The organism is Snodgrassella alvi (assembly GCF_002777745.1).
GTDB classification, from domain to species: Bacteria; Pseudomonadota; Gammaproteobacteria; order Burkholderiales; family Neisseriaceae; genus Snodgrassella; species Snodgrassella alvi_D.
On sequence record NZ_MEIO01000014.1, the window covers coordinates 1 to 1605 of the forward strand.

General features: G+C 42.7%; 2 protein-coding genes. Both read right to left on the minus strand.

The genetic code is table 11. The annotated features are described in order from the left end of the window. Positions 1-486: hypothetical protein (locus BHC51_RS00975; protein ID WP_143558706.1), on the minus strand; the 486-nt coding region annotated here is incomplete at its 3' end. Between the two features lie 283 nt (positions 487-769). Next, positions 770-1605: hypothetical protein (locus BHC51_RS12595; protein WP_180296391.1), on the minus strand; the 836-nt coding region annotated here is incomplete at its 5' end.

The following is a 1605-nucleotide window of genomic DNA, read 5'->3' on the forward strand; positions in this document are numbered from 1 at the left end:
AAAGCCTTCCTGCACATAGGCATTAAAATTCAGCGGCGCAGCATCATATTCACCATAGATAATGACATCGGCCCATGGAAAAGGTTTGCCATACGGGATTAAGGTTTCATTATCGCGGCGGTAATCTTCTTCTGTTTGCCGGAAAGAGGTATAAATATCGCCGTCAGTAATCCGATACAGGAAACCAAATGATTCAATCGGCAAGTCATAAGATTCCGGCGGGCGCTGGTATTTAGCTTTGATTTTAGGATCGGCAAAATCGCCCGGATCGCCGATATAGCGTGCCCAGCCATCAATCACGCCCGCGGGGATGCTGATGGATTGAGTACCGAGTTTGCCAATAGTATCGGCGCGGCCACGGCTATCGCGATTATAGAATGGTACATGTGCCTGCTGTTCGCTTACAAAATAGTCACAGCCGGCAAGCAGCAATACCTGCCACAGCAGCACCAAGATAAGTAGACTTTTTCTAAATCCAGACTTCATAAGCAGCCTTTTTCTTTATTTTTTAATACAAAAGTTAACGCAACATTAATACAAAGAAAAGAGAGAAATTCAGAATTATTTTCAATTTTATTGTTTTAAATTAGATACTAGCCAATATTTATTAATTATCTAATCAGTATGATTTAAAGAAACATTGCGCCCATTTGGCATAACCATTTTCAATCTGTTTACGCCATGCCTGAATTTCGCTTTTGCTTACTTTTTTTGCTTCTAACATAGTGCTCTCCCTGAGATAATCAATAAGTTATACCACTACTACAAACTAGGCTTTACCAATCTGTTTGCCCAGCAGCCTGCCTTCTGGGCTTACGCGCCAGCTATCCAGTATATTGATAATATTGCTCTCCATCTGCTGCCATTGCGGCAGATAAGTACGGTTATAACTAATTGATACTCTGATATGAAATTTATCATTATAAAACATATGACTACAAAAATTTTTATGCTCAGAAAACTCGCAACCCATATAAGTTTTAATATTGCCGGCCTGATCTTTTTTGAGCAAAATATCCTTGGCATTAACATCCGATTTCCACGGTTCACCGGTTTTGGGATCAATGCCATTATTGGCCCGATATACGGTTAAGCCATACAGCGGCTGTGGCTGCTGGATATAATCAATATTGGAAACTTCTTTTGATATTTTAAAGCCTTCCTGCACATAGGCATTAAAATTCAGCGGCGCAGCATCATATTCACCATAGATAATGACATCGGCCCATGGAAAAGGTTTGCCATACGGGATTAAGGTTTCATTATCGCGGCGGTAATCTTCTTCTGTTTGCCGGAAAGAGGTATAAATATCGCCGTCAGTAATCCGATACAGGAAACCAAATGATTCAATCGGCAAGTCATAAGATTCCGGCGGGCGCTGGTATTTAGCTTTGATTTTAGGATCGGCAAAATCGCCCGGATCGCCGATATAGCGTGCCCAGCCATCAATCACGCCCGCGGGGATGCTGATGGATTGAGTACCGAGTTTGCCAATAGTATCGGCGCGGCCACGGCTATCGCGATTATAGAATGGTACATGTGCCTGCTGTTCGCTTACAAAATAGTCACAGCCGGCAAGCAGCAATACCTGCCACAGCAGCACCA